At 67.0% G+C, this 18,509-nt stretch carries 15 protein-coding genes and 1 pseudogene; 7 read left to right on the forward strand and 9 right to left on the reverse strand.

Annotation, left to right across the window (positions count from 1 at the left end):
- Nucleotides 1-54: 54 nt before the first annotated feature.
- On the forward strand, nt 55-1,539 hold the full coding sequence (locus FFS52_RS00905) for a phospholipase D-like domain-containing protein (RefSeq protein WP_137808519.1): 1,485 nt from the start codon (nt 55-57) through the stop codon (nt 1,537-1,539).
- 2 nt (nt 1,540-1,541) lie between these two features.
- Here the strand turns inward: FFS52_RS00905 and FFS52_RS00910 are convergent, their stop codons facing one another.
- The 7 genes and pseudogenes from FFS52_RS00910 to FFS52_RS00940 form a co-directional block, all read right to left on the reverse strand.
- Nucleotides 1,542-2,144 (reverse strand): TetR family transcriptional regulator, encoded by a 603-nt coding sequence (locus FFS52_RS00910; RefSeq protein WP_137808520.1) that lies wholly within the window; start codon nt 2,142-2,144, stop codon nt 1,542-1,544.
- Nucleotides 2,141-3,337, reverse strand: coding sequence for an FAD-dependent oxidoreductase (locus FFS52_RS00915; RefSeq protein ID WP_137808521.1), 1,197 nt, complete (start codon nt 3,335-3,337; stop codon nt 2,141-2,143). Before FFS52_RS00915 ends, FFS52_RS00910 begins: the two co-directional genes overlap by 4 nt.
- The gene (locus FFS52_RS00920) at nt 3,334-3,513 is read right to left on the reverse strand and encodes a rubredoxin (protein WP_058251790.1); all 180 of its coding nucleotides are present in this window, start codon (nt 3,511-3,513) and stop codon (nt 3,334-3,336) included. Before FFS52_RS00920 ends, FFS52_RS00915 begins: the two co-directional genes overlap by 4 nt.
- Nucleotides 3,514-3,680: 167 nt before the next feature.
- Nucleotides 3,681-3,830, reverse strand: a pseudogene (locus FFS52_RS00925) (rubredoxin); the annotation flags it as partial.
- Entirely contained in the window at nt 3,827-5,062 is a 1,236-nt protein-coding gene (locus tag FFS52_RS00930) for an alkane 1-monooxygenase (RefSeq protein WP_137808522.1), read from the reverse strand. The pseudogene FFS52_RS00925 and the gene FFS52_RS00930, both read right to left, overlap by 4 nt.
- Before the next feature lie 449 nt (nt 5,063-5,511).
- The gene (locus FFS52_RS00935) at nt 5,512-6,804 is read right to left on the reverse strand and encodes an HNH endonuclease signature motif containing protein (RefSeq protein WP_137808523.1); all 1,293 of its coding nucleotides are present in this window, start codon (nt 6,802-6,804) and stop codon (nt 5,512-5,514) included.
- 1,252 nt (nt 6,805-8,056) lie between these two features.
- Nucleotides 8,057-8,656 (reverse strand): hypothetical protein, encoded by a 600-nt coding sequence (locus FFS52_RS00940; protein WP_068971945.1) that lies wholly within the window; start codon nt 8,654-8,656, stop codon nt 8,057-8,059.
- 414 nt (nt 8,657-9,070) lie between these two features.
- On the opposite strand from FFS52_RS00940, the gene FFS52_RS00945 reads away from it, so the two are divergent.
- The 4 genes from FFS52_RS00945 (at nt 9,071) to FFS52_RS00960 (ending at nt 14,025) form a co-directional block, all read left to right on the forward strand.
- Nucleotides 9,071-10,681: an aldehyde dehydrogenase (NADP(+)) gene (locus FFS52_RS00945; RefSeq protein ID WP_137808524.1), complete on the forward strand. Its 1,611-nt coding sequence runs from the start codon at nt 9,071-9,073 to the stop codon at nt 10,679-10,681.
- 25 nt (nt 10,682-10,706) lie between these two features.
- On the forward strand, nt 10,707-11,639 hold the full coding sequence (locus FFS52_RS00950) for a 5-dehydro-4-deoxyglucarate dehydratase (protein WP_137808525.1): 933 nt from the start codon (nt 10,707-10,709) through the stop codon (nt 11,637-11,639).
- A gap of 6 nt (nt 11,640-11,645) precedes the next feature.
- On the forward strand, nt 11,646-12,983 hold the full coding sequence (locus FFS52_RS00955) for a glucarate dehydratase family protein (protein WP_240198560.1): 1,338 nt from the start codon (nt 11,646-11,648) through the stop codon (nt 12,981-12,983).
- A gap of 148 nt (nt 12,984-13,131) precedes the next feature.
- Entirely contained in the window at nt 13,132-14,025 is an 894-nt protein-coding gene (locus FFS52_RS00960; RefSeq protein WP_137808526.1) for a LysR substrate-binding domain-containing protein, read from the forward strand.
- A gap of 140 nt (nt 14,026-14,165) precedes the next feature.
- On the opposite strand, the gene FFS52_RS00965 is transcribed toward FFS52_RS00960, so the two are convergent.
- Entirely contained in the window at nt 14,166-14,561 is a 396-nt protein-coding gene (locus tag FFS52_RS00965) for a universal stress protein (protein ID WP_137808527.1), read from the reverse strand.
- Nucleotides 14,561-15,601 carry a 2-hydroxyacid dehydrogenase gene (locus FFS52_RS00970; protein WP_137808528.1) on the reverse strand — a complete coding sequence of 347 codons (1,041 nt, stop codon included), beginning with the start codon at nt 15,599-15,601 and terminating at the stop codon, nt 14,561-14,563. The genes FFS52_RS00965 and FFS52_RS00970 overlap by 1 nt, the downstream gene beginning before the upstream one ends.
- 370 nt (nt 15,602-15,971) lie before the next feature.
- Between FFS52_RS00970 and FFS52_RS00975 the strand changes: the two genes are divergently transcribed.
- Together FFS52_RS00975 and FFS52_RS00980 are read left to right on the forward strand one after the other, a co-directional pair.
- Complete coding sequence (locus FFS52_RS00975; protein ID WP_137808529.1) at nt 15,972-17,546, forward strand: ABC transporter substrate-binding protein; 1,575 nt, start codon at nt 15,972-15,974, stop codon at nt 17,544-17,546.
- 17 nt (nt 17,547-17,563) lie between these two features.
- Nucleotides 17,564-18,490: an ABC transporter permease gene (locus tag FFS52_RS00980; RefSeq protein ID WP_137808530.1), complete on the forward strand. Its 927-nt coding sequence runs from the start codon at nt 17,564-17,566 to the stop codon at nt 18,488-18,490.
- Nucleotides 18,491-18,509 lie beyond the last annotated feature (19 nt).

Consider the following 18,509-nt stretch of genomic DNA (forward strand, 5'->3'; position numbering starts at 1 on the left):
CTTGGCACAATGGGCGCCGGTCGGGGGGCCAAGGCGATTCAAGGAGCGAACGCGGTGGACGAGTCAGATCACGAGCCGATCCTGCGTGCCGGGGACACGTGCCGGGAGATCGCGACCGCCGACCGCGTCGCATGCATCGTCGACGCGGCGGACTACTTCCTGCACGCGAAGTCGGCGTTGCTGCAGGCCCGGCGCCGCATCGTCCTCATCGGTTGGGACGTGGACACCCGGATCCGGCTTGATCCGCGGATTGCCGACGACGAGGTCCCCGATGTGCTCGGTGACTTCCTGCGGTGGCTCATCGACAACCGTCCGGAACTGGAGATCCACGTCCTGCGCTGGAGCACCGGCGCGTTCACCGGAATCCTGCGCGGAGTCGCGCCGCCCTTCGTCCAGGATCTGCTCACCGGCCGTCGTCTGCACTACCGGATCGACGCCGCCCACCCCGTCTCCGCCGCGCATCATCAGAAGATCGCGGTGATCGACGACCAGTTCGCGTTCTGTGGCGGCATCGACATGACGGTGAACCGGTGGGACACTTCGGAACATCTGTCGCACAACGAGTTCCGCCGGGATCCCGATGACCGGCCGCATGGGCCCTGGCACGACGTCACGGTCGCCCTCGACGCCGACGCCGCGCGCGTGGTCGCGTCCGTCGCGCTCGACCGGTGGGAGGCCGCCACCGGGGAGAGCCTCAAACCCCTCGTCGACACCGACGGCCCCGACATCTGGCCGACGGATCTCGACGTCACGTTCACCGACTGCGACGTCGCGGTGGCCCGGACGATTCCGCAGTACGACGACCGGCCCCAGGTCGAGGAGATCCGGCGCCTGTACCGCGCGGCCTTCGCCGCGGCCCGCCGAACCATCTACATCGAGAGCCAGTACCTGGCGGCGCGCGAGGTCGCGGACGCCCTGGCGGAACGGCTCGCCGAGCCCGAGGGTCCCGAGATCGTCCTGGTGCTGCCGAGGCATGCGGACAGTCCGGTGGAACGGCTCGCCATGGACGGTGCGCGGCACAAGCTCCTGCAACTCCTGTGGCGCGCCGACAAGTACGACAGATTCCGCGCCTTCTACCCGGTGACCGCCGAGGGGGACCCGATCTACGTGCACGCCAAGGTGCTCATCGTCGACGACGTCCTCCTGCGCATCGGATCCTCGAACCTCAACAACCGGTCGCTCGGATTCGACAGCGAGTGTGACGTCGCCATCGAGGCCGATCCGAACGACCCTGCCGACGGCGACCTGCGCGAGACGATCCTGTCCATGCGCACGCGGTTGTTGTCCGAGCATCTGGGCGTCGACCACGAGGTGTTCGACGATGCTGTGGCACAGGAGAACTCACTCGTCGGGGCGGTCGATCGGCTGACCGGCCCGGGCCGGACACTCGAGGCATTCGATCACGAGACGATCGACGGCGAGGAGTCTGTCATCGCGGAGAACGAACTCGTGGACCCGGAGGACGCGCGGATCGGCACGATCGACCGCATTTACCGCGCGGTGATCCGTCGAGGCACGCGGAACCTGCTGCGGCGCTGACGTCACACCCGCGTGCGGGCCGCCTCGATGGCGGGGGCGATGACCTCGGCGAGGTCGGATGCGACGTCGCGATCGCCCTCCGGGGGCATCGCGATGTAACTCAGCGCCATCCTGGTGATCGCGCGCGCGATCCGCACGACGTCGGACTCCGGCATCGACAGCCACTCGGACTCGCGGAAGGCCTCGGCCAGCCGGTCGGCGGCCGTGGTGATGATCGGTGCCGCATCGGTGGTGATCAGCTTCAACAGATCGGGTTTGGCCTCGCCGGACAGCAGCGAGGCGATCAGCGGGTCGGTGGCGACTCCGGCGAAGAATTCACCGAACCCCTTGTGCAAGGCCTCGGTGACGTCGTCGACGGAACTCGCCAAGGAATCTGCGACATGGCCGGCGAAACGGCCCGCCAACCGCACCGCGTAGCCCTGCGCGAGGCCGTACCGGGAACCGAACTCGTTGTAGACGGTCTGGCGGCTGACCCCCGTCGCGGCGGCCACATCGGACATGCGCACCGCCGCCCAGTCCTGGTCCAGCAGCAGGTCGTGCAGTCCGTCGAGCAGCGAGTTGTGCAGCAGGGCTTTGCTGTCCTGCGCATAGTTGCGAGTCGTCATCCGCGCGCACCGACCGGCTGGAGAGATGACTCGATCTCGGCGCGCAGGGCTCGTCCCGAGCCGCCCCTGCCCAGGCAGACCGCGCCGACGAGACGACTGCCGGCGAAAGCCCGCACGACAGAGCAGGAGTCGTCCAGGTCGACCTCCACACGATCGCCCGATGTCGGCCACCCGACGATCTGGATGTTGGTCGTGTACTGCATCGTCCAGGCCAGTGGCACACGCGGTACCGCAGTGCTGATGCCGGTGTCCAGCCCGAGGTCGGCGGCGATCGTCATGGCGACCAGTCTGCCGTGCTCGGTCGCGGTGAGCCACTGCTCGGCACGCATCGGTGCGCCCGTCAACGGATGGGGCCGCGCCGCGACGTCGCCGGCCGCGTAGACGCCGGGGACCCCGGTTCGCAGCGAATCGTCGACGACGATCCCGGCCGCATCGACGGGAATCCCTGCGCTGCGCGGCAATTCGAGATCAGGCTCCATTCCGATCGCGCTGATCACCGTTCCGGTCAACGTCCGCCCGTCCGCCAACGCCACGGACTCGGCGGTGATCGTGGTGGGCACCACGCCGGTGAGGATCTGAACCCCGCGTTCCCGGTGCAGGGTCGCCACCGCCTCGGCCACCGTTGCCGGAACGACCCGTGACAACAGCGACGTCTCGCGCTCGATAACGGTGACGCGCGAACCGTCTCCGGTCGACGCCACGGATGCGGCGATCTCCAGTCCGATCAGTCCGCCGCCGAGAACGATCACCGGCCCGTCCTGGATCGCGTGCCGGAGCTCCGCCGCGTCGTGCCGGGTGCGCAGGGCGAGCGGGGACGACGTCGTGCCGGGGAGTCGCCGGGCACGCCCTCCGGTGGCCAGGACCAGCGCGTCGTAATCCACTTGGGAGGAGTCGGCGAGGCAGACCCGCCGCGACGAGGTGTCGACGTCGGCGACGCGCGTCGAGGTCACGATCTCGATGCCCCGATCTGACCAGTACCCGGGCGGACGGAGCGTGATCTTGGCGTCCGTCAGGTCGCCGTCGACGAGGTTCTTGCTCAGCGCCGTTCGACGGTAGGGGAGTTGTGGCTCCTTCCCGAACACGGTTATTGTGCCGTCGAAACCGTTGGAACGCAGCGACTCCGCAGCCGTGATGCCGGCGACGCCGGTGCCGACGATCACCACCGAACCGCCCCGGGTGGTGCCGGCGCTCACGGACGGGCCACCTCGACCATCTCGAAATCGGCCTTGGCCGCACCGCAGTCCGGGCAGCTCCAGTCGTCAGGGATGTCGGCCCAGCGGGTGCCCGGCTCGATGCCGTCCTCCGGCCAGCCGAGCTCTTCGTCGTACTCGAAACCGCAGACCTCGCAACGGAAGAGCTTGAAGTTCATCGCACAGAGTTCCCTTCGCTGATTTCATCCGGCCCGCTCGCTTCGCCCCCGGCGCCGAGATCATCCGGCCCGCTCGCTTCGCCCCCGGCGCCGAGATCATCCGGCCCGCTCGCTTCGCCCCCGGCGCCGAGATCATCCGGCCCGCTCGCTTCGCTCCCGGCGCCGAGGAAGTCGATCTTCTCCCGCACGCCGCAGTCGGGGCACGGCCAGTCGTCGGAAATGGTGGCCCAGGGCGTGCCGGGCGGGAATCCCTCCCGGGGAGCGCCGACGGTCTCGTCGTAGACGTAATCGCAGACCGGACAACGGAAGGTGCTCATCGCGGCGACACCCCGTGCTCGGCCAGGACGCGTTCGCGGCGGTGCGGTGCGATGTTGATCCGTTCGACGTTTCCGTCGTAGTGGTCGAGCACCCGCTTGTCCATCACCCGCCGCCAGATCGGCGGGAAGTAGGCGAGCGTGATCATGCTCGCGTATCCGCTCGGCAGGTTGGGCGCGCCGTCGAAGCTGCGCAGCGTCTGGTACCTCCGGGTGGGGTTCGCGTGATGATCGCTGTGGCGCTGGAGGTGGTACAGGAAGATGTTGGTGCAGATGTGGTCGGAGTTCCAGCTGTGCTCGGGCGTGCACCGCTCGTAGCGGCCGGTCCGCGTCTTCTGGCGGAGTAGACCGTAGTGCTCGAGGTAGTTCACGGTCTCCAGCAGTGAGAAACCGTAGACGGCCTGGATCACGAGGAAGGGGAGGATCTCCCAGCCGAAGATCGCGGTGAGCGCCCCCCACAGCACGACTGACATCGCCCATGCGTTGAGGACGTCGTTGCTCGGATGCCAGAAGGGCTTGCCCGCCCGCTCGAGGCGTTTGCGTTCGAGTTCGACGGAGGACGTGAGGCTTCCCCAGACGCTACGGGGGAGGAAGCGCCAGAACGACTCTCCGAAACGGGAGCTGGCCGGATCTTCGGGCGTCGCGACCCGCACGTGATGCCCACGGTTGTGCTCGATGTAGAAGTGACCGTAAAACGTCTGGGCGAGAGTGATCTTCGACAACCAGCGTTCCAGATCGTCCTTCTTGTGCCCCAGTTCGTGAGCGGTGTTGATTCCGATCCCGCCCATCGCGCCGATCGACAGCGCCAGCCCGATCTTCGACGCGAGCCCGAGCCCGCCGTCGATGCCGAGCCAACTGAGGTCGTCGGCCGTCCACAGGTAGCAGGCCATCACGAGACTCGCGAGCTGGAACGGGATGTACACGTACGTGCAGTAGCGGTAGTACTTGTCGTTCTCCAGCTGCTCCATCAGCTCTTCGGGCGGATTCGATCCGTCGGGCCCGAAGAACACGTCGAGGATCGGGAGCAGGACGTAGACGAGTAGCGGCCCGATCCACCACCACACCGGCGACACGACGTCGAAACCATGGCCGATCGCATTGAAGCCGGCGACGAGACCCATTGCGAGAAAGATCGACGTCGGTGGGATCAGGCCGAGCAGCCAGAGATGGCGTTTGCGGTCCTTCCACTCGGCGGCGGAGTCATCCGCGGTGAACGGGGTCGGTGCGGTACTCATACGCGCTCCTGTCTGGGCGGGCTGTGTTCTACGCCACTAGACATTAACCGCGACAATGTCCGTTGTCTAGACATTCACGTCTATTTGTAAACAAGCAACGCCGCGGGGACGTACGACGAGGACCTGGGCGGCAGGAAGGTTGCTCGCCGACGCGTGCGGCAGTTCTTGTGTTCTGGAGTTCGGCGCGGGTTCGCGCATGCCTACGTGGTCACGAACCGCGCCGTGAGGCTGTTGCATGTGCGACTGCCGCCGTCGTGGTGCTCGATCGAGGTCTGTTCAGTGATCAACGTCGACGTCGGGTTCGGCTGCCCGGAACCCGCTCCCGCTCGAATGGCCGAGTGGGAGCGGGTCGGTCGTGTTCCGCTGTGGAGTTGTCAAAGTACGGATGCGGTCCCGGGTATGGCCCGGGTGCGGAGGGTGCTACGCGAAAGTGGTTGTCGGACGGCCGGTCAGGCGGCGTCGTCGAGGCGCATGGTGCGGCGGTTGTAGGCGGGTAGTGGTCGGCGGTGTGGGTCTATGGTGGCGGGTGGGACGAGCCAGGGGTGTCGGTCGAATCCCATGACGATGTCCCAGCCGTGGTGGTGGACCTGGTTGTGGCAGCGTTGGCAGAGCAGGCAACCGTTGTCGAGGTCGGTGGGTCCGCCGTCGGCCCAATGGGTGACGTGGTGGACCTGGGTATGTGACGGTGGCGCACCGCATTTGATGCAGCAGGCGTCGCGGACGATCATTGCTTTGCGCAGGTGCGCCGGGAACAAGCGGTGGGTGTGGCCCATCTGTAGCGGTACGCCCTCAGCGTCGAGTCGCCCCTGCTCCCCGAGGTGCGAGCGAAGCGAGCCTCGAGGGGTCAGCGAGCCGTCGCACGACGCCTGTTTCGCGGTCGCTTGGCTGACCGATCCGGTCCACGGCAGCGTTGCGAGGTCTCCGGTCGCGGGGATAGTCAGTATCAATTGAGTGCGCGAGGAACCAACGGTGTCGATGCTCGCGCCGATCGCGGCTTGGTCGAGGATCAATTCGAAGGCGTCGGCGCGGCGTTGCTCGGCGGTGCGACGATCCTTGGCGCCGTCGGGTTCGGGTCGTGGGCAGGATCGTTCGTCGATCATCGCCAGGAACTTCTCGCCCACGACCTGGGTGAGATCGGCGCGGACTTCGACGCGGCCGTCGTCGGTGGTGTGGGCGCTCACCGAGTTCAAACTTGCATCGTCCGACGCTGGGGTTCCTGCGTCACACGCATCGCCGAGAGCGTTGCCGATGGCCTGCGCATGCTTGAGCACTTCAGTCGGTGTTGCACCGGATAGTGCTTGGGCGATGAGTTCGATCTCAAACCGGGAGCGCTTGTCGACGGAAAGCGCTTCCCCGCAACGTCTATCGATCTCGTTCATGCCGCGGACGATGGCATCGACGATCTCGCTCGACAGTCGTCCGTCGGCAGCGTGACGCGCCACAGCGGGCAGGTTGGGCAGCGCGTCGACACTGCGCATGGTGCGGAGGGCGGCGGCCGGCGCATGTCCTGACTCGATCAGCAGCTTCTTGGTGGTGCTGCCGGTCTTCTGCGCGACGCCGAGTTCGTCGAGTTGTGCTGCGTGGGTGCCGATCTGGTGATCGGCAAGGTTGCGGATCAGGCGCCACGTGTGGAGGGAGTCGAATGTTGCTCTGCCGGTTGGGTCGTCGGCGGGCGGGGTGGTCTCGATGAGTTGATCGAGGAGAGTGGCGAGCTCTGGCATGACTCCAAGGTACCGGAACATGCGTTCGATTTCGAGGAAATTCCACAAGCCGAGAACCGTGAATCGATCGACTGTGCAGCATATTTCGTTGACTGTGCGTCGATTCGCGTTGACCGTGCGTGGATCGTGATCAGTGGCTGGTTCAAGTCGCTCCAGTTTTCGAATACGCGCGGATCGGGTGTGCATGTTCACTTATGGAGCAGTCTCGACGTCCCCGGCGGCGACCGGACTGGCGTTGCCGGCGTGCGGAAGGTAGCGGCGACATATGTTGGGGGCCGAAGGGTATCGTCCGGCTCAGCGATTTCAGATGCCGCTGAGTATGCGGGAATTGCTATCGCCGAGACACTGACTGGGTCGTCGAAACGGTCGCCTCGATGGTGCGGGCGATACGTGGGACCGGCGGAGCCGTCGTGCCGCTTATCCGGGGGGCAAGGTCAGCATTACTCGCTGGAGGTGAAACAGCTGTGTCGCGGTGGCGTCGCCTACCGCATCTTCAGCGATGGCTACACCCCTGTCCAGGTATCGATGTGGGCGCGTTGGCTGTTGAGGGCGTATCCCTCGGGTGTGGCCGGCCGGCGGTTCTCGGCCTGGTGCGATGACGCACTCTTGTGGCGCCCCGTGGGTGGGTGCGCGGCGGGGTTACGACCCGGTGTTCTCCGGTCGCGGTGACCCGCCGGGTCCTGGGTAGTGAGACATGTATCCGGCGGTCTCCATCCGATCCGATGCCGGAGGTCGGCGACGGTTCGGGTCGGTTGAAGTCGATAGACGTCGGGCCGATGTCCAGTCGTCCGGGCTACCCCGTCTCGAGGTGCGCCGAACTCGGTTCGCGGAGGGGTCTTTTCGGCGACGAGTCGTCGGCGGGAGCACGTGGGGTCGAGAGAGCCGCACCGACCTCCACCAGTGTGCGCGCGGCGAACTCGTTGATGGAACGAGCCGTGACGTACATCGATCAACCCATCATCGGGCCCCGGCCGGTCAGGTTCGGCGGGTCATCTGCTGCATCTGAGCGGCCGGTTACGACGTCGCCACCGGACTGAACACGCGCATCTGCATTGGGTGAGATGCGCGAGTGTGACCCGGGGTCGGACGTTCGGCGCCGATTGCCGACACGGTCACTGACGGCCTTCGACCTTCCACGGCGCGGTGCACGCGGCCTCCTGCGCCGAAAACGCGTCCACGAGGCCGGAAGAAGCAGAAAATCCCCAACCCCGCACGCGGAGTTGGGGATTCTGCAGCATCTGGGACCCGAGAAGCCAAGCCCTGCTCGCTGGACTTACGGAGTGTTGATCCAGTTCAGGATCGACTGCCCGGCGCGGGGGTCGCCGTTGTTGATACCGATGACCGCTCCGATGGCCGCGCCGACGCCCGCACCCCAGACACAGCCGACGATGATGATGCAGCCGATGATGAGGCCGGCGAGAGCGCCGATGGCGGTGGTGACGTTGCCGCCGCGGTTCCACCCGTTGGTGATGTGCCAGATCATCTGCTGGTAGGCGCGGTCCTTCTTCGCCGAGGCCGGGCGGACGCCGGCAGCGATCGCCGCGCGGGCTTCGGGGGTGAGGATCGGGGTGAACGTCGCCTGGGTGCGGTCGGCGGAGACCTTCGCGCGCATCGGGACAGCGGCGCCGTCGAACGGCAGCACCAGTCCGATTCGCTCGATGGTCCGTCCGTGTGAGTCGACGACCCGGAGTTCCTGCTCGCCTGCGACGAACGTCGCGTTGCGGAGCTGGGAGGTGATGGAGGTCCCGTCGGCGGATGCGCTGGAGAAGTGGGACGGCGCCGCGGGCGCGGGAGCGCCGTGTGCGGTGCCGTAGGAGACGGTGAGTGCCGTGATGGCCAGGGCCATGACGGCGAGGAGGCGAATGCGCTTCATCGGTTCTGGATTCCGCTTTCGTCGAATGGGTGGTGTGCCCGCTCCGACAGCCGCCGCTCGCCGTGGCTCGGCGATGTGCGGTATGTCGGATTCGGCGCAGTGATTGTCCCACTGTCGACTGCTGTTGGTCCGGTACGCGGCGCGGCGTGGGCCGGCCGGATGACGTATCGGCTGACAAGCGAGCGCGTCCCGACTGAACCGGACACCTGGGTCGATTCACTCTGAGCATTGAAGACGTCCATATTTGACTTGGACATGTATGGATCGTGGGTTCTACGGTCGGGGCAAGGCCGAGCTCACCGCACAGCCGCGCCGACGGCGACCCGCCATCGAGAGCAGATGACACCTCTCTCGTGGCGCCGCCGCGGCCGGGCTACCTCGGCGGAATGCCAACGCACAACGGATGGGACCACGATGACCATTGCGCAGCACCCCGCACCGCTGACGACGCAGGACCTCACCGGACAACTGATCATCGCGGGTGAGCGGGTGACCGGCGCGGGGAAGGCCGTCCACGGCGTGGACCCGACGACAGGCACTCGTCTCCTGCCCGCGTACACACACGGAACCCCAGCCGACGTCGTCCGTGCCACCGCTGCGGCCGCGGAAGCGTTCGGACCGTATCGCGCCACCTCGTCCGAAGAACGGGCGCGGTTCCTCTCGACGATCGCGGACAACCTCGATGCGGCGACCGAGGTCCTCGTCGAGCGTGCCGTGGCCGAGACCGGACTCCCGGCGGCGCGGATCACCGGTGAGGTGGGACGGACGTCGGGTCAGCTCCGGTTGTTCGCCTCGGTGCTGAGCGAGGGCAGCTGGCACGGCGCCCGTATCGATCCCGCACGGCCGGATCGGACGCCGCTGCCGCGCGCCGACATCCGGCAGCGCAAGGTGCCGCTCGGACCCGTCGCCGTGTTCGGCGCCAGTAACTTCCCGCTCGCGTTCTCGGTCGCCGGCGGCGACACCGCGTCGGCATTGGCCGCCGGATGTCCCGTGGTGGTGAAGGCCCACGACGCCCATCCCGGCACATCAGAACTGTTGGGACGTCTGATCACCGAGGCGGTGGCCGCCACCGGAATGCCTGCCGGCACCTTCTCCCTGCTCTACGGCAGCGGGCCCGACCTGGGTATCGCCCTCGTGACCGACCCGCGCATCAAGGCGGTGGGCTTCACCGGGTCGCGTTCGGGCGGAACGGCTCTCGTCGCCGCTGCGGCGTCGCGAGCCGAACCCATCCCGGTGTACGCAGAGATGAGCTCGATCAATCCGGTCTACCCGCTGGAGGGGGCGCTGCGTGCCGATGCCGCCGGCCTCGGCCGCGCATTCGTCGGCTCGCTGACGATGGGTTCGGGACAGTTCTGCACCAATCCCGGCCTGGTCATCGCGGTCGACGGTCCCGATCTCGATGCATTCATCGCCGCTGCCGCGGAGGCGATCGCCGCCTCGACGCCGACGCCGATGCTGACCCCGGGGATCGCCGCGAGCTACGCCTCCGGCGTGGAGGAGTTCGGTTCGGCCGCGGAGGTTCTCGCCCGATCGGCGGAAGCGACGGGTCCGAACACCTGCGCCGCCGCGCTCTTCGGCACGCGGGCCGAGACCTTTCTCGCTTCGGAGACGTTGCAGCAGGAGATCTTCGGGTCGTCGAGCCTCGTGGTGCGGTGTCGCGACCTCAAACAGGTGCGGGAGGTGACCGCCGAGCTCGAAGGTCAGCTCACCGCGACCGTTCATGCTGCGGACTCCGACCTCGACGACGCCCGGGTGCTTCTCGAGGCACTCGAACTCAAGGCCGGGCGAATCCTTTTCAACGGGTGGCCCACCGGCGTCGAGGTCGGACACGCGATGGTCCACGGCGGACCCTATCCGTCCACTTCCGACAGCCGTAGCACCAGCGTCGGGTCGCTCGCCATCGAGCGTTTCCTGCGGCCGGTGGCGTATCAGGACGTTCCGACGGCGCTGTTGCCCAACCCCATTGCCGACGGAAACCCCGAACAGATCTGGCGCCGTGTCGACGGCGAACTCATCCGCGACTGATCCTCACCCCATCCAAGGAGTCCCAATGCTCAACGGCGTCTTGTTCTTTCCTGTCACACCCTTCGACAGCACCGGAGAGGTGGACTACCGTCGCCTCGCCGAACACATCGACCGCGGGGTGGCCGCCGGTCCCGGCGGCGTGTTCGTCGCCTGCGGCACCGGCGAATTCCACGCCCTCGGACTCGAGGAGTTCGGGCGGATCGTCCGCTGCGCGGTCGAGACCGTCGCCGGCCGCGTCCCGGTGTTCGCCGGTGCCGGCGGCTCCCTCGTCCAGGCCCGCGAGTTCGCGGTGAGCGCGAAGGCCAATGGGGCCGACGGCATCCTGCTCCTGCCCCCGTACCTGGTGACGATGCCGCCTGCCGGCCTCGCCGAGTACACGCGGTCAGTCGCGGCCTCCACCGATCTGCCGCTCATCGTCTACAACCGCGGCAACGCCGTGTTCGACGAGGCGTCGGCCATCGAGGTCGCCAAGCTGCCGACGGTCATCGGGTTCAAGGACGGCACCGGTGACCTCGACAACGTGTCGCGCATCGTGATCGCGGTCAAGGAAGCACTCGGGGACAGCAAGGAGTTCCTGTTCTTCAACGGCCTGCCCACCGCCGAGATCACCCAGCAGGCCTACCGCGCCATCGGTGTCACGTTGTACTCGTCGGCGACGTTCGCGTTCGCCCCGGAACTGGCCTTGGCCTTCTACAACTCGTTGGAGAACGGCGACGTCGAGCTGACCGAGGCGCTGCTGCGAGAGTTCTTCCACCCCTTGGTCCGTCTGCGCAACAGGGTGCCGGGCTATGCGGTCGCACTCGTGAAGCACGGTGTGACGATGGAGGGCATCGAAGCGGGTCCGGTGCGCGCGCCGCTGGTCCAGCCGACACCGGAGCACCAGGCCGAGCTCGAGCGGATCACCGCCGCCGGGCGCGCCGTCCTCGCGACGACGCTCGCCGCGCAGGCCACGGTCTGAGAACTCATGTCGACGAATACCTTCCAGTCGGTGCCGGTCGGGACGCGAACCGTGGCGAGTCCGCACACCGACACCACGATCACCGAGGTCACGGTCACCCCGGTCGCCTTCGTCGACCCGCCGCTGCTCAACACGGTGGGTGTGCACCAGCCCTACGCACTGCGGGCGATCATCGTGATCGAGACGGCCGGCGGAATCCGCGGGCTCGGCGAGACCTATGCCGACACCGCTCATCTCGCGCGGATGGAGGCCGCCGCCGAGGCGATCATCGGACTCGATGCCTTCGCGCTCCACAACCTGCGCGATGCCATCGACCTGTGGGTCTCGACCCTGTCGGTGACCGGGGGCGACGGAGTGGCCGGCATGATCACCACGGCCAGCACCACCGATCGTGTCTTCTCGCCATTCGAAGTCGCCTGTCTCGACATCCAGGGTAAGGTCCTCGGTCGACCGGTGAGCGATCTGCTCGGCGGCCGCGTGCGGGACCGAGTTCCGTTCAGCGCCTACCTGTTCTACAAGTGGGCGGCCCACCCCGGGGCGGCCGGCACCAACGGACTGCCGGACGAGTGGGGCGAGGCCGTCGATCCGAGCGGACTGATCCGGCAGGCACACCGGATGATCGACCGCTACGGGTTCACCGCGATCAAACTGAAGGGCGGCGTGTTCGCCCCCGACGAAGAGATCGCGGCGATCAAGGCGCTGCACGCGGAGTTCCCCGGAATCCCGTTGCGCCTGGACCCCAATGCGGCGTGGACCGTGGAGACCTCGGTGCGCGTCGCGGGGGAACTCGAGGGCATCGTCGAGTACCTGGAGGACCCGACCCCCGGCCTCGACGGTATGGCGTGCGTCGCTGAGCAGGCGTCCATGCCGCTCGCGACGAACATGTGCGTGGTCGCCTTCGACCACCTCGAACCGGCGGTGCGCAAGCGGTCGGTCTCGGTCGTCCTGTCCGATCACCACTACTGGGGCGGCCTGCAGCGGTCGCGTCTCCTCGGCGGTATCTGTGAGACTTTCGGACTCGGCCTGTCGATGCATTCCAATTCGCACCTGGGCATCAGCCTCGCCGCGATGGTGCATCTCGCGGCTGCGACACCGAACCTCACCTACGCCTGTGACACCCACTGGCCGTGGAAGACCGAGGACGTGGTGAAGCCCGGCGTCCTGGGCATCGTCGACGGCGCGGTGCCGGTCCCGACCGGCCCGGGTCTGGGCGTCGAACTCGACGATGAGTCGCTGGAGGCCCTGCACCAGCAGTACCTCGACTGCGGCATCCGCGACCGGGACGACACCGGCTACATGCAGTCCATCGATCCCGGCTTCGTGAACTCCAGCCCGCGGTGGTGAGCGTATCCACGAGCACCGCCGCGGTGATGGGGTGAACTCCAGCCCGCGGTGGTGACGTGGGCGAACCCTCGACCGTCACCGTGGGAGTGGGTTAGCGTCATCCACACCGCTCCGCAGATCGCGGGGTGACGATGCCGAAAGTGGATCGATGTTCTCTCTCTCGCGCCTCTCCTGCTTCATCGCGGTCGCCGAGGAGCTGCACTTCGGCCGAGCGGCCGAGCGGCTCCACATGACGCAACCCCCGCTCAGCAGGCAGATCCAGCAGCTGGAGCACGAACTGGGCGTCCAGTTGATCGAACGCAGCAGCCGGGCAGTGTCGCTGACGGCGGCCGGCGCGGCCTTCCTACCCGACGCACGACGCATCGTCGCGCTCGCGGAGGGGGCGGCTCTGACGGTCCGCCGCGTGCCTGCGGGTGATCTGGGCACCGTGAACATCGGTTTCACGGGGGCGTCGGCGCGTGCGGTGTTGCCCCGGCTCATGCAGACGGCCCGCGAGAAGCTACCCGACGTTCGGCTCGTCTTGCGGGAGATGGTCACCATCGCGCAGGTCGAGGCGTTGGTCCGCGGTGATCTCGACCTCGGCATCGTCCGCCCGCCGATCTCTCGCCCAGGTGTGAACTCCCGTCCGCTGCACCATGAGCGCCTGGTCGCCGCCCTGCCCGCCGATCATGAGTTCGCCGACGCCGAGCACCTCGCGATCGAGGACTTCGACGGTCAGGCGGTCATCATGTATTCGCCCACGGATGCGCGGTATTTCAATGAATTGCTGATCAGCACCTTCACGGCGGTCGGGGCGTCGCCTCGCTATGTCCAATACGTCACGCAAGTGCACACCATGCTGGTCCTGGTGCACTCCGGGCTGGGCATGGCGCTGGTTCCGGAGTCGGCCATGACCATGCATCCCGACGGGGTGGTGTTCAAGGAGGTGACCGCGATCCGCGATCGTCCCGTGCAGATGAACATCGCCTGGCGCGCCGACAATACCAACCCGGCTCTTGCGCGATTGATGAGAGACGTTCTCCCCGAACGGGAGTGGATCTGACGACGACCTCGGAACGAGTTCGTCGACTATGCACCGGATCCCGTTGACGACCTCACCTCGGTGGCCTCGACGGGCGCGGCGGACTCGCTTCGCTCGTTCGACGCTGCTCGACCAGCAGGGGTTGCGGTGGAAAAGCCCGATCAGACCGCGGCGCGCACGGGTGGTTTCACCGCGACCACCGGGCACTGTGCGTCGAGCAGCACACGCTGGACGACGCTGCCGGTCAGTAGTTTCCCGACCGGTGAACGCCTGCGCTGGCCGATCACCAGGAGCTCGGCTGCGTCGTCGTACGATGCGTCGATGAGCTGGTCGGCGTGCGAGAGGCCCGGATCATTTTCGGCGACACGGTATTCGACGTCACCGGACTGAGCCACCTTGCGCGCGTTCTCAAGGTCGACCAGGAACTCCGGTGACGAGGCGTTGTCGCCATCGGCCACGATCACGACGTCGGTGCCGCGCATACGGGCCTCGGCGAAGCCGAACGGGAGCGCGCCGCGCCCCTCGGTTGTCGGTAGGTAGCTGAGGACGACAGACATCAGATGTCCTTTCGCAGAGCGTGATTCGGTGCTACGACCGGGGTCGACAGGTCACCGGTCTGCAGGAAGGTGTCGAGGTTGGCGAGCGTGAGTTCCTCCATGGCGGCACGTGTCTCGACCGTTCCGCTCGCGAGGTGGGGGAGAAGTACGACGTTGTCCATGGACAGCAGCGCCTCGGGCACCTCCGGCTCGTGCGCGAACACGTCGAGCCCGGCGCCGGCCAGTCGGCCGCGCCGCAGCAGGTCGACGAGGGCGTCCTCGTCGACGACGCTGCCGCGCGCCACATTGATGAGGAAGCCGTCGGCGCCCAGCGCCTCGAGGACGTCCCGGTCGACGAGATGGCGCGTGTCGGCACCGCCGGCGGCGGCCACGATCAGCACGTCGACCTGGGTGGCGAGCTCGGCCGGCGACGCCGCGTAGCGATACGGTGAGCCGTCGACCGGGCGGCGGTTGTGGTAGGTGATCCGGCACCCGAAGGCGGTCAGGCGGTGGGCGATCGCCGAGCCGATACGGCCCAGCCCGAGGATGCCGACGTCGGTGCCGGAGACCTTCCGGGTGAGCGGAACGTTCCCTTCCACGGGCCAGCGACCGGCTCGGACGAACCGATCGGCCGCGGCGAGACCGCGCATCGTGTCGAGGAGTAGTCCGACTGCGGTGTCGGCGACGCAGTCGGTGAGGACGTCCGGGGTGTTGCTGACGCCGATGCCGAGCTCGGCGGCACGGGCGACGTCGGTGGTGTCGTAACCGACGCCGAAGTGGACGATGGCGCCGAGGTTCGGGAGCTCGGCCATCAAGCCGGCGTCCACCCCAGTTCGTCCCGAGGTCACGACCGCGGTCACCGCGTCGGCGTTGCGCGCGAGGAAGGCCTTCCGCGCCTCCCGGTCATCGGGCAGTCGCTGGGCGCCGTAGGTACCTTCGAGACGCTCCTCGAGCGAGGGCTTCAGCGGGCCGACGCGGAGGACAGAGCCGTGGAACGACGAAAGGTCCTTCAGCCCAATGGTTTCCGTTGCCGTCGCGGTGCCGGCCGAACTGCTCGTCATGCTTGACCTCCAGGAGTGCAGGACACAGACCGGTCCTTCGGTGGATGTGGTCAACGCTAGAAGTGCCACGGATACCTGTCCAACACGCAAATAACATGGACCGATACTCAAACTGTATTGATACGGGGTTGTCGATTCGTCCAGCGCAAGAGAGCAGCGATGAACCGTCAGGTCAGCGGTGGTTTCGACTCGCGGAGTCGCCGGTTCAGAGGCCTTTCGAAAGCCCTCCAAACCCGCCGAAATGGCCGTTTGCTGGGCTTTTGCTCTGTTGACGCCGTCATCGCGACGCTCATAGCGTGTGTCTACCGTCACAAACGCGGTCGAGCCCACCGCGAGATCACTCGCAGTCTTTCTTTCATCGGAGGTCCCCATGCAGATCGCAGCTCTGCGATCCCGGAAGCGCCCCGCCGGGTGTCTGCTGGCACTGTCCGCGGTGGCCGTGCTCGCGGCCAGTGGTTGCAGCGTCGCGAACACGACCGCGAGCGAGAGCGCCTCTCCGGACACCCTGCGCATCGTCCTGCCTCAGGAGCCGCCGACGCTGGAACCCTGCGACGCTTCCCTTACGGCCACCGGTGTCGTGGTCCGGTCCAACATCACCGAACCGCTCATCGAACGGGATCCGAACAGTGGCGAACTGCAGCCCGGTCTCGCTACGGCGTGGACCCAGGTGGAGCCGAACGTCTGGCGTTTCACCACGGCCTCGGGCATTCGATTCAGCAACGGCCAGCCGTTCGACGCCGAGGACGCCGCGTTCTCCATCCGCCGCACGTTCAACGGGGCGATCGGCTGCGACGTCAACGGCTACGTCTTCGACGACAGCACCCGCGAGGTGACTGTGGTCGACCCCAGCACCATCGAGGTCCGCACGGAGACCCCCGACCCGATTCTCCCGCTGCGCCTGTCGTTCATCGAGATCGTTCCGCGCACCACCGTCGCCGACGACAAGGTGCGCGTGCCGATCGGGACCGGCCCCTACATGGTCGACTTCTGGGATTCGGGCCAGCGCGTGGCGTTGACAGCCAATCCGAACTATCACGGCGACGCCCCCGCATTCACCCGCGCCGTCTACCAATGGCGCTCCGAGGGCAGTGTCCGTGCCGCGATGGTCTCCAACGACGAAGCGGACATCGCCACCTCACTCGGCCCCGAAGACGGAGCGGGTGATCTCGGCATCGCCTACACCAACAACGAGACGACCGCCCTGCGCATGCAGGCCACCGATGCGCCCCTGACCGACTACCGGGTGCGCGAGGCCATCGATCTCTCCGTCAACCGCGTCGGCATCGTCGACGCACTGTTCCAGGGTCTCGGTACACCCGCGGCCCAGCTGGTCGCGGAGGGCATCGTCGGCTACAACGACCAGCTGACCCCGACGCCGTACGACCTCGACCGCGCCAAGCGCCTGGTCGACGAAGCCCGTGCGGACGGGGTACCGGTCGACCGGACCATCCGCCTCATCGGCCGTACCGGTCAGTTCCCGAAGATCAACGAGACCATCGAGAACCTGCAGTTCACGCTCAGCAAGATCGGGCTGGACGTCAAGATCGAGATGATGGACACATCAGGTCAGATGCAGTATCAGACAAGGCCTTTCGTACCCGGGTCGGGGCCGGTGCTGCTGATGATCATGCACGGCAACCAGGCCGGTGACACCCAGTTCACCCTCGACCAGTACATGCTGTCCGACGGATACCAGAGCACTTACGGCACAGCCGCCTACGACGAACAGATCCGCGCCGCCGAGGCCCTCACCGGCCCGGCCCGTCAGAACGCACTCGCCGCGGTCCTGGCCGCCGAGCCGCGCGAGATCCGCCAATACGCGTATATCGCACACATGCAAGCAGTTCTCGCGAAAGCGAATCGTGTTGCCTACCGGCCCAATTCGGCCACCGGTGACGAGATGCGTCTCGCCGAGATGACCCACGCGCCAGCCCAGAACGACTGAAACAGAGGCGATGACCGATGCTCACCTTCCTCCGGCGCCGGATGTTCACCAGCCTGATCCCGCTGATCATCGTCTTGTTCGGCGTGTTCTTCATGGCCCGGCTCACCGGCGACCCCACCAATCTCTACCTCCCGGTCTCCGCGACCCCGGAGCAGCGCGCCGAGTTCGCCGCCGCGAACGGGCTCGACAAACCGATCTGGCAACAGATGACCGACTACCTCGCCGGCGTCTTCCACCTCGACTTCGGTGAGTCACTGAAGACCGGTCAGCAGGCGGCGAGCATGGCGCTCGCAGCGTTCCCGGCGACTCTGCAGCTCGCTTTCGTCACGCTCGTGCTGTCGGTCCTCGGCTCGATCATCATCGGTTGCTGGGCGGCCTACCGACCGAACTCACTCGCCGACCGCTTCTCGAGCCTGCTGTCGATGACCGCGGCCAGCGTCCCCGACTTCTGGTTCGCGATCACCGGTATCTGGATCTTCGCGGTTGTCTTCGGCTGGCTGCCGACGTCCGGGACCGGCGGGGTGCTGGCCTGGGTCCTGCCGATCGCGACACTGATGATCCGACCGCTGGGCGTTCTCACCCAGGTGGTGCGCGGCGCCATGGTCTCGGCCCTGTCGGCCCCCTACGTCAAGGTGGCGAGAAGCAAAGGGGCCGGAGACTTCCGGATCGTCACCCACCACGCACTGCGCAATGCGGCCGCCCCCGCCCTCACCGTCGCCGGCGATCTCGCGGTCGGCCTGATCAACGGCGCGGTCATCGTCGAAGCCATCTTCGGCTGGCCCGGCATCGGCAAGCTGATGATCGATTCGATCCTGCAACGCGACTTCGCGGTCCTGCAGGCCGCGGTGCTCCTCACCGCTCTCAGCATCTTCATCCTGAACATCGTCATCGACGCGGGTCTCGCCCTCCTGGACCCACGCGTTCGTGACAAGGCCACGGTCTAGTCGCCGGACACATCGAGGA

The organism is Gordonia sp. ALPHA1B1 (assembly GCF_005502615.1).
Taxonomy (GTDB): Bacteria; Actinomycetota; Actinomycetes; order Mycobacteriales; family Mycobacteriaceae; genus Gordonia; species Gordonia hongkongensis.

Bases quoted from the DNA above. Each gene is read 5' to 3' on its own strand.
- FFS52_RS00935 (WP_137808523.1), bottom strand. From the start codon at position 6,804: ATGTTCCGGTACCTTGGAGTCATGCCAGAGCTCGCCACTCTCCTCGAT.
- FFS52_RS00945 (WP_137808524.1), top strand. From the start codon at position 9,071: ATGACCATTGCGCAGCACCCCGCACCGCTGACGACGCAGGACCTCACC.
- FFS52_RS00930 (WP_137808522.1), bottom strand. From the start codon at position 5,062: ATGAGTACCGCACCGACCCCGTTCACCGCGGATGACTCCGCCGCCGAG.
- FFS52_RS00980 (WP_137808530.1), top strand. From the start codon at position 17,564: ATGCTCACCTTCCTCCGGCGCCGGATGTTCACCAGCCTGATCCCGCTG.
- FFS52_RS00955 (WP_240198560.1), top strand. From the start codon at position 11,646: ATGTCGACGAATACCTTCCAGTCGGTGCCGGTCGGGACGCGAACCGTG.
- FFS52_RS00940 (WP_068971945.1), bottom strand. From the start codon at position 8,656: ATGAAGCGCATTCGCCTCCTCGCCGTCATGGCCCTGGCCATCACGGCA.
- FFS52_RS00920 (WP_058251790.1), bottom strand. From the start codon at position 3,513: ATGAACTTCAAGCTCTTCCGTTGCGAGGTCTGCGGTTTCGAGTACGAC.
- FFS52_RS00960 (WP_137808526.1), top strand. From the start codon at position 13,132: ATGTTCTCTCTCTCGCGCCTCTCCTGCTTCATCGCGGTCGCCGAGGAG.
- FFS52_RS00970 (WP_137808528.1), bottom strand. From the start codon at position 15,601: ATGACGAGCAGTTCGGCCGGCACCGCGACGGCAACGGAAACCATTGGG.
- FFS52_RS00975 (WP_137808529.1), top strand. From the start codon at position 15,972: ATGCAGATCGCAGCTCTGCGATCCCGGAAGCGCCCCGCCGGGTGTCTG.
- FFS52_RS00965 (WP_137808527.1), bottom strand. From the start codon at position 14,561: ATGTCTGTCGTCCTCAGCTACCTACCGACAACCGAGGGGCGCGGCGCG.
- FFS52_RS00950 (WP_137808525.1), top strand. From the start codon at position 10,707: ATGCTCAACGGCGTCTTGTTCTTTCCTGTCACACCCTTCGACAGCACC.
- FFS52_RS00910 (WP_137808520.1), bottom strand. From the start codon at position 2,144: ATGACGACTCGCAACTATGCGCAGGACAGCAAAGCCCTGCTGCACAAC.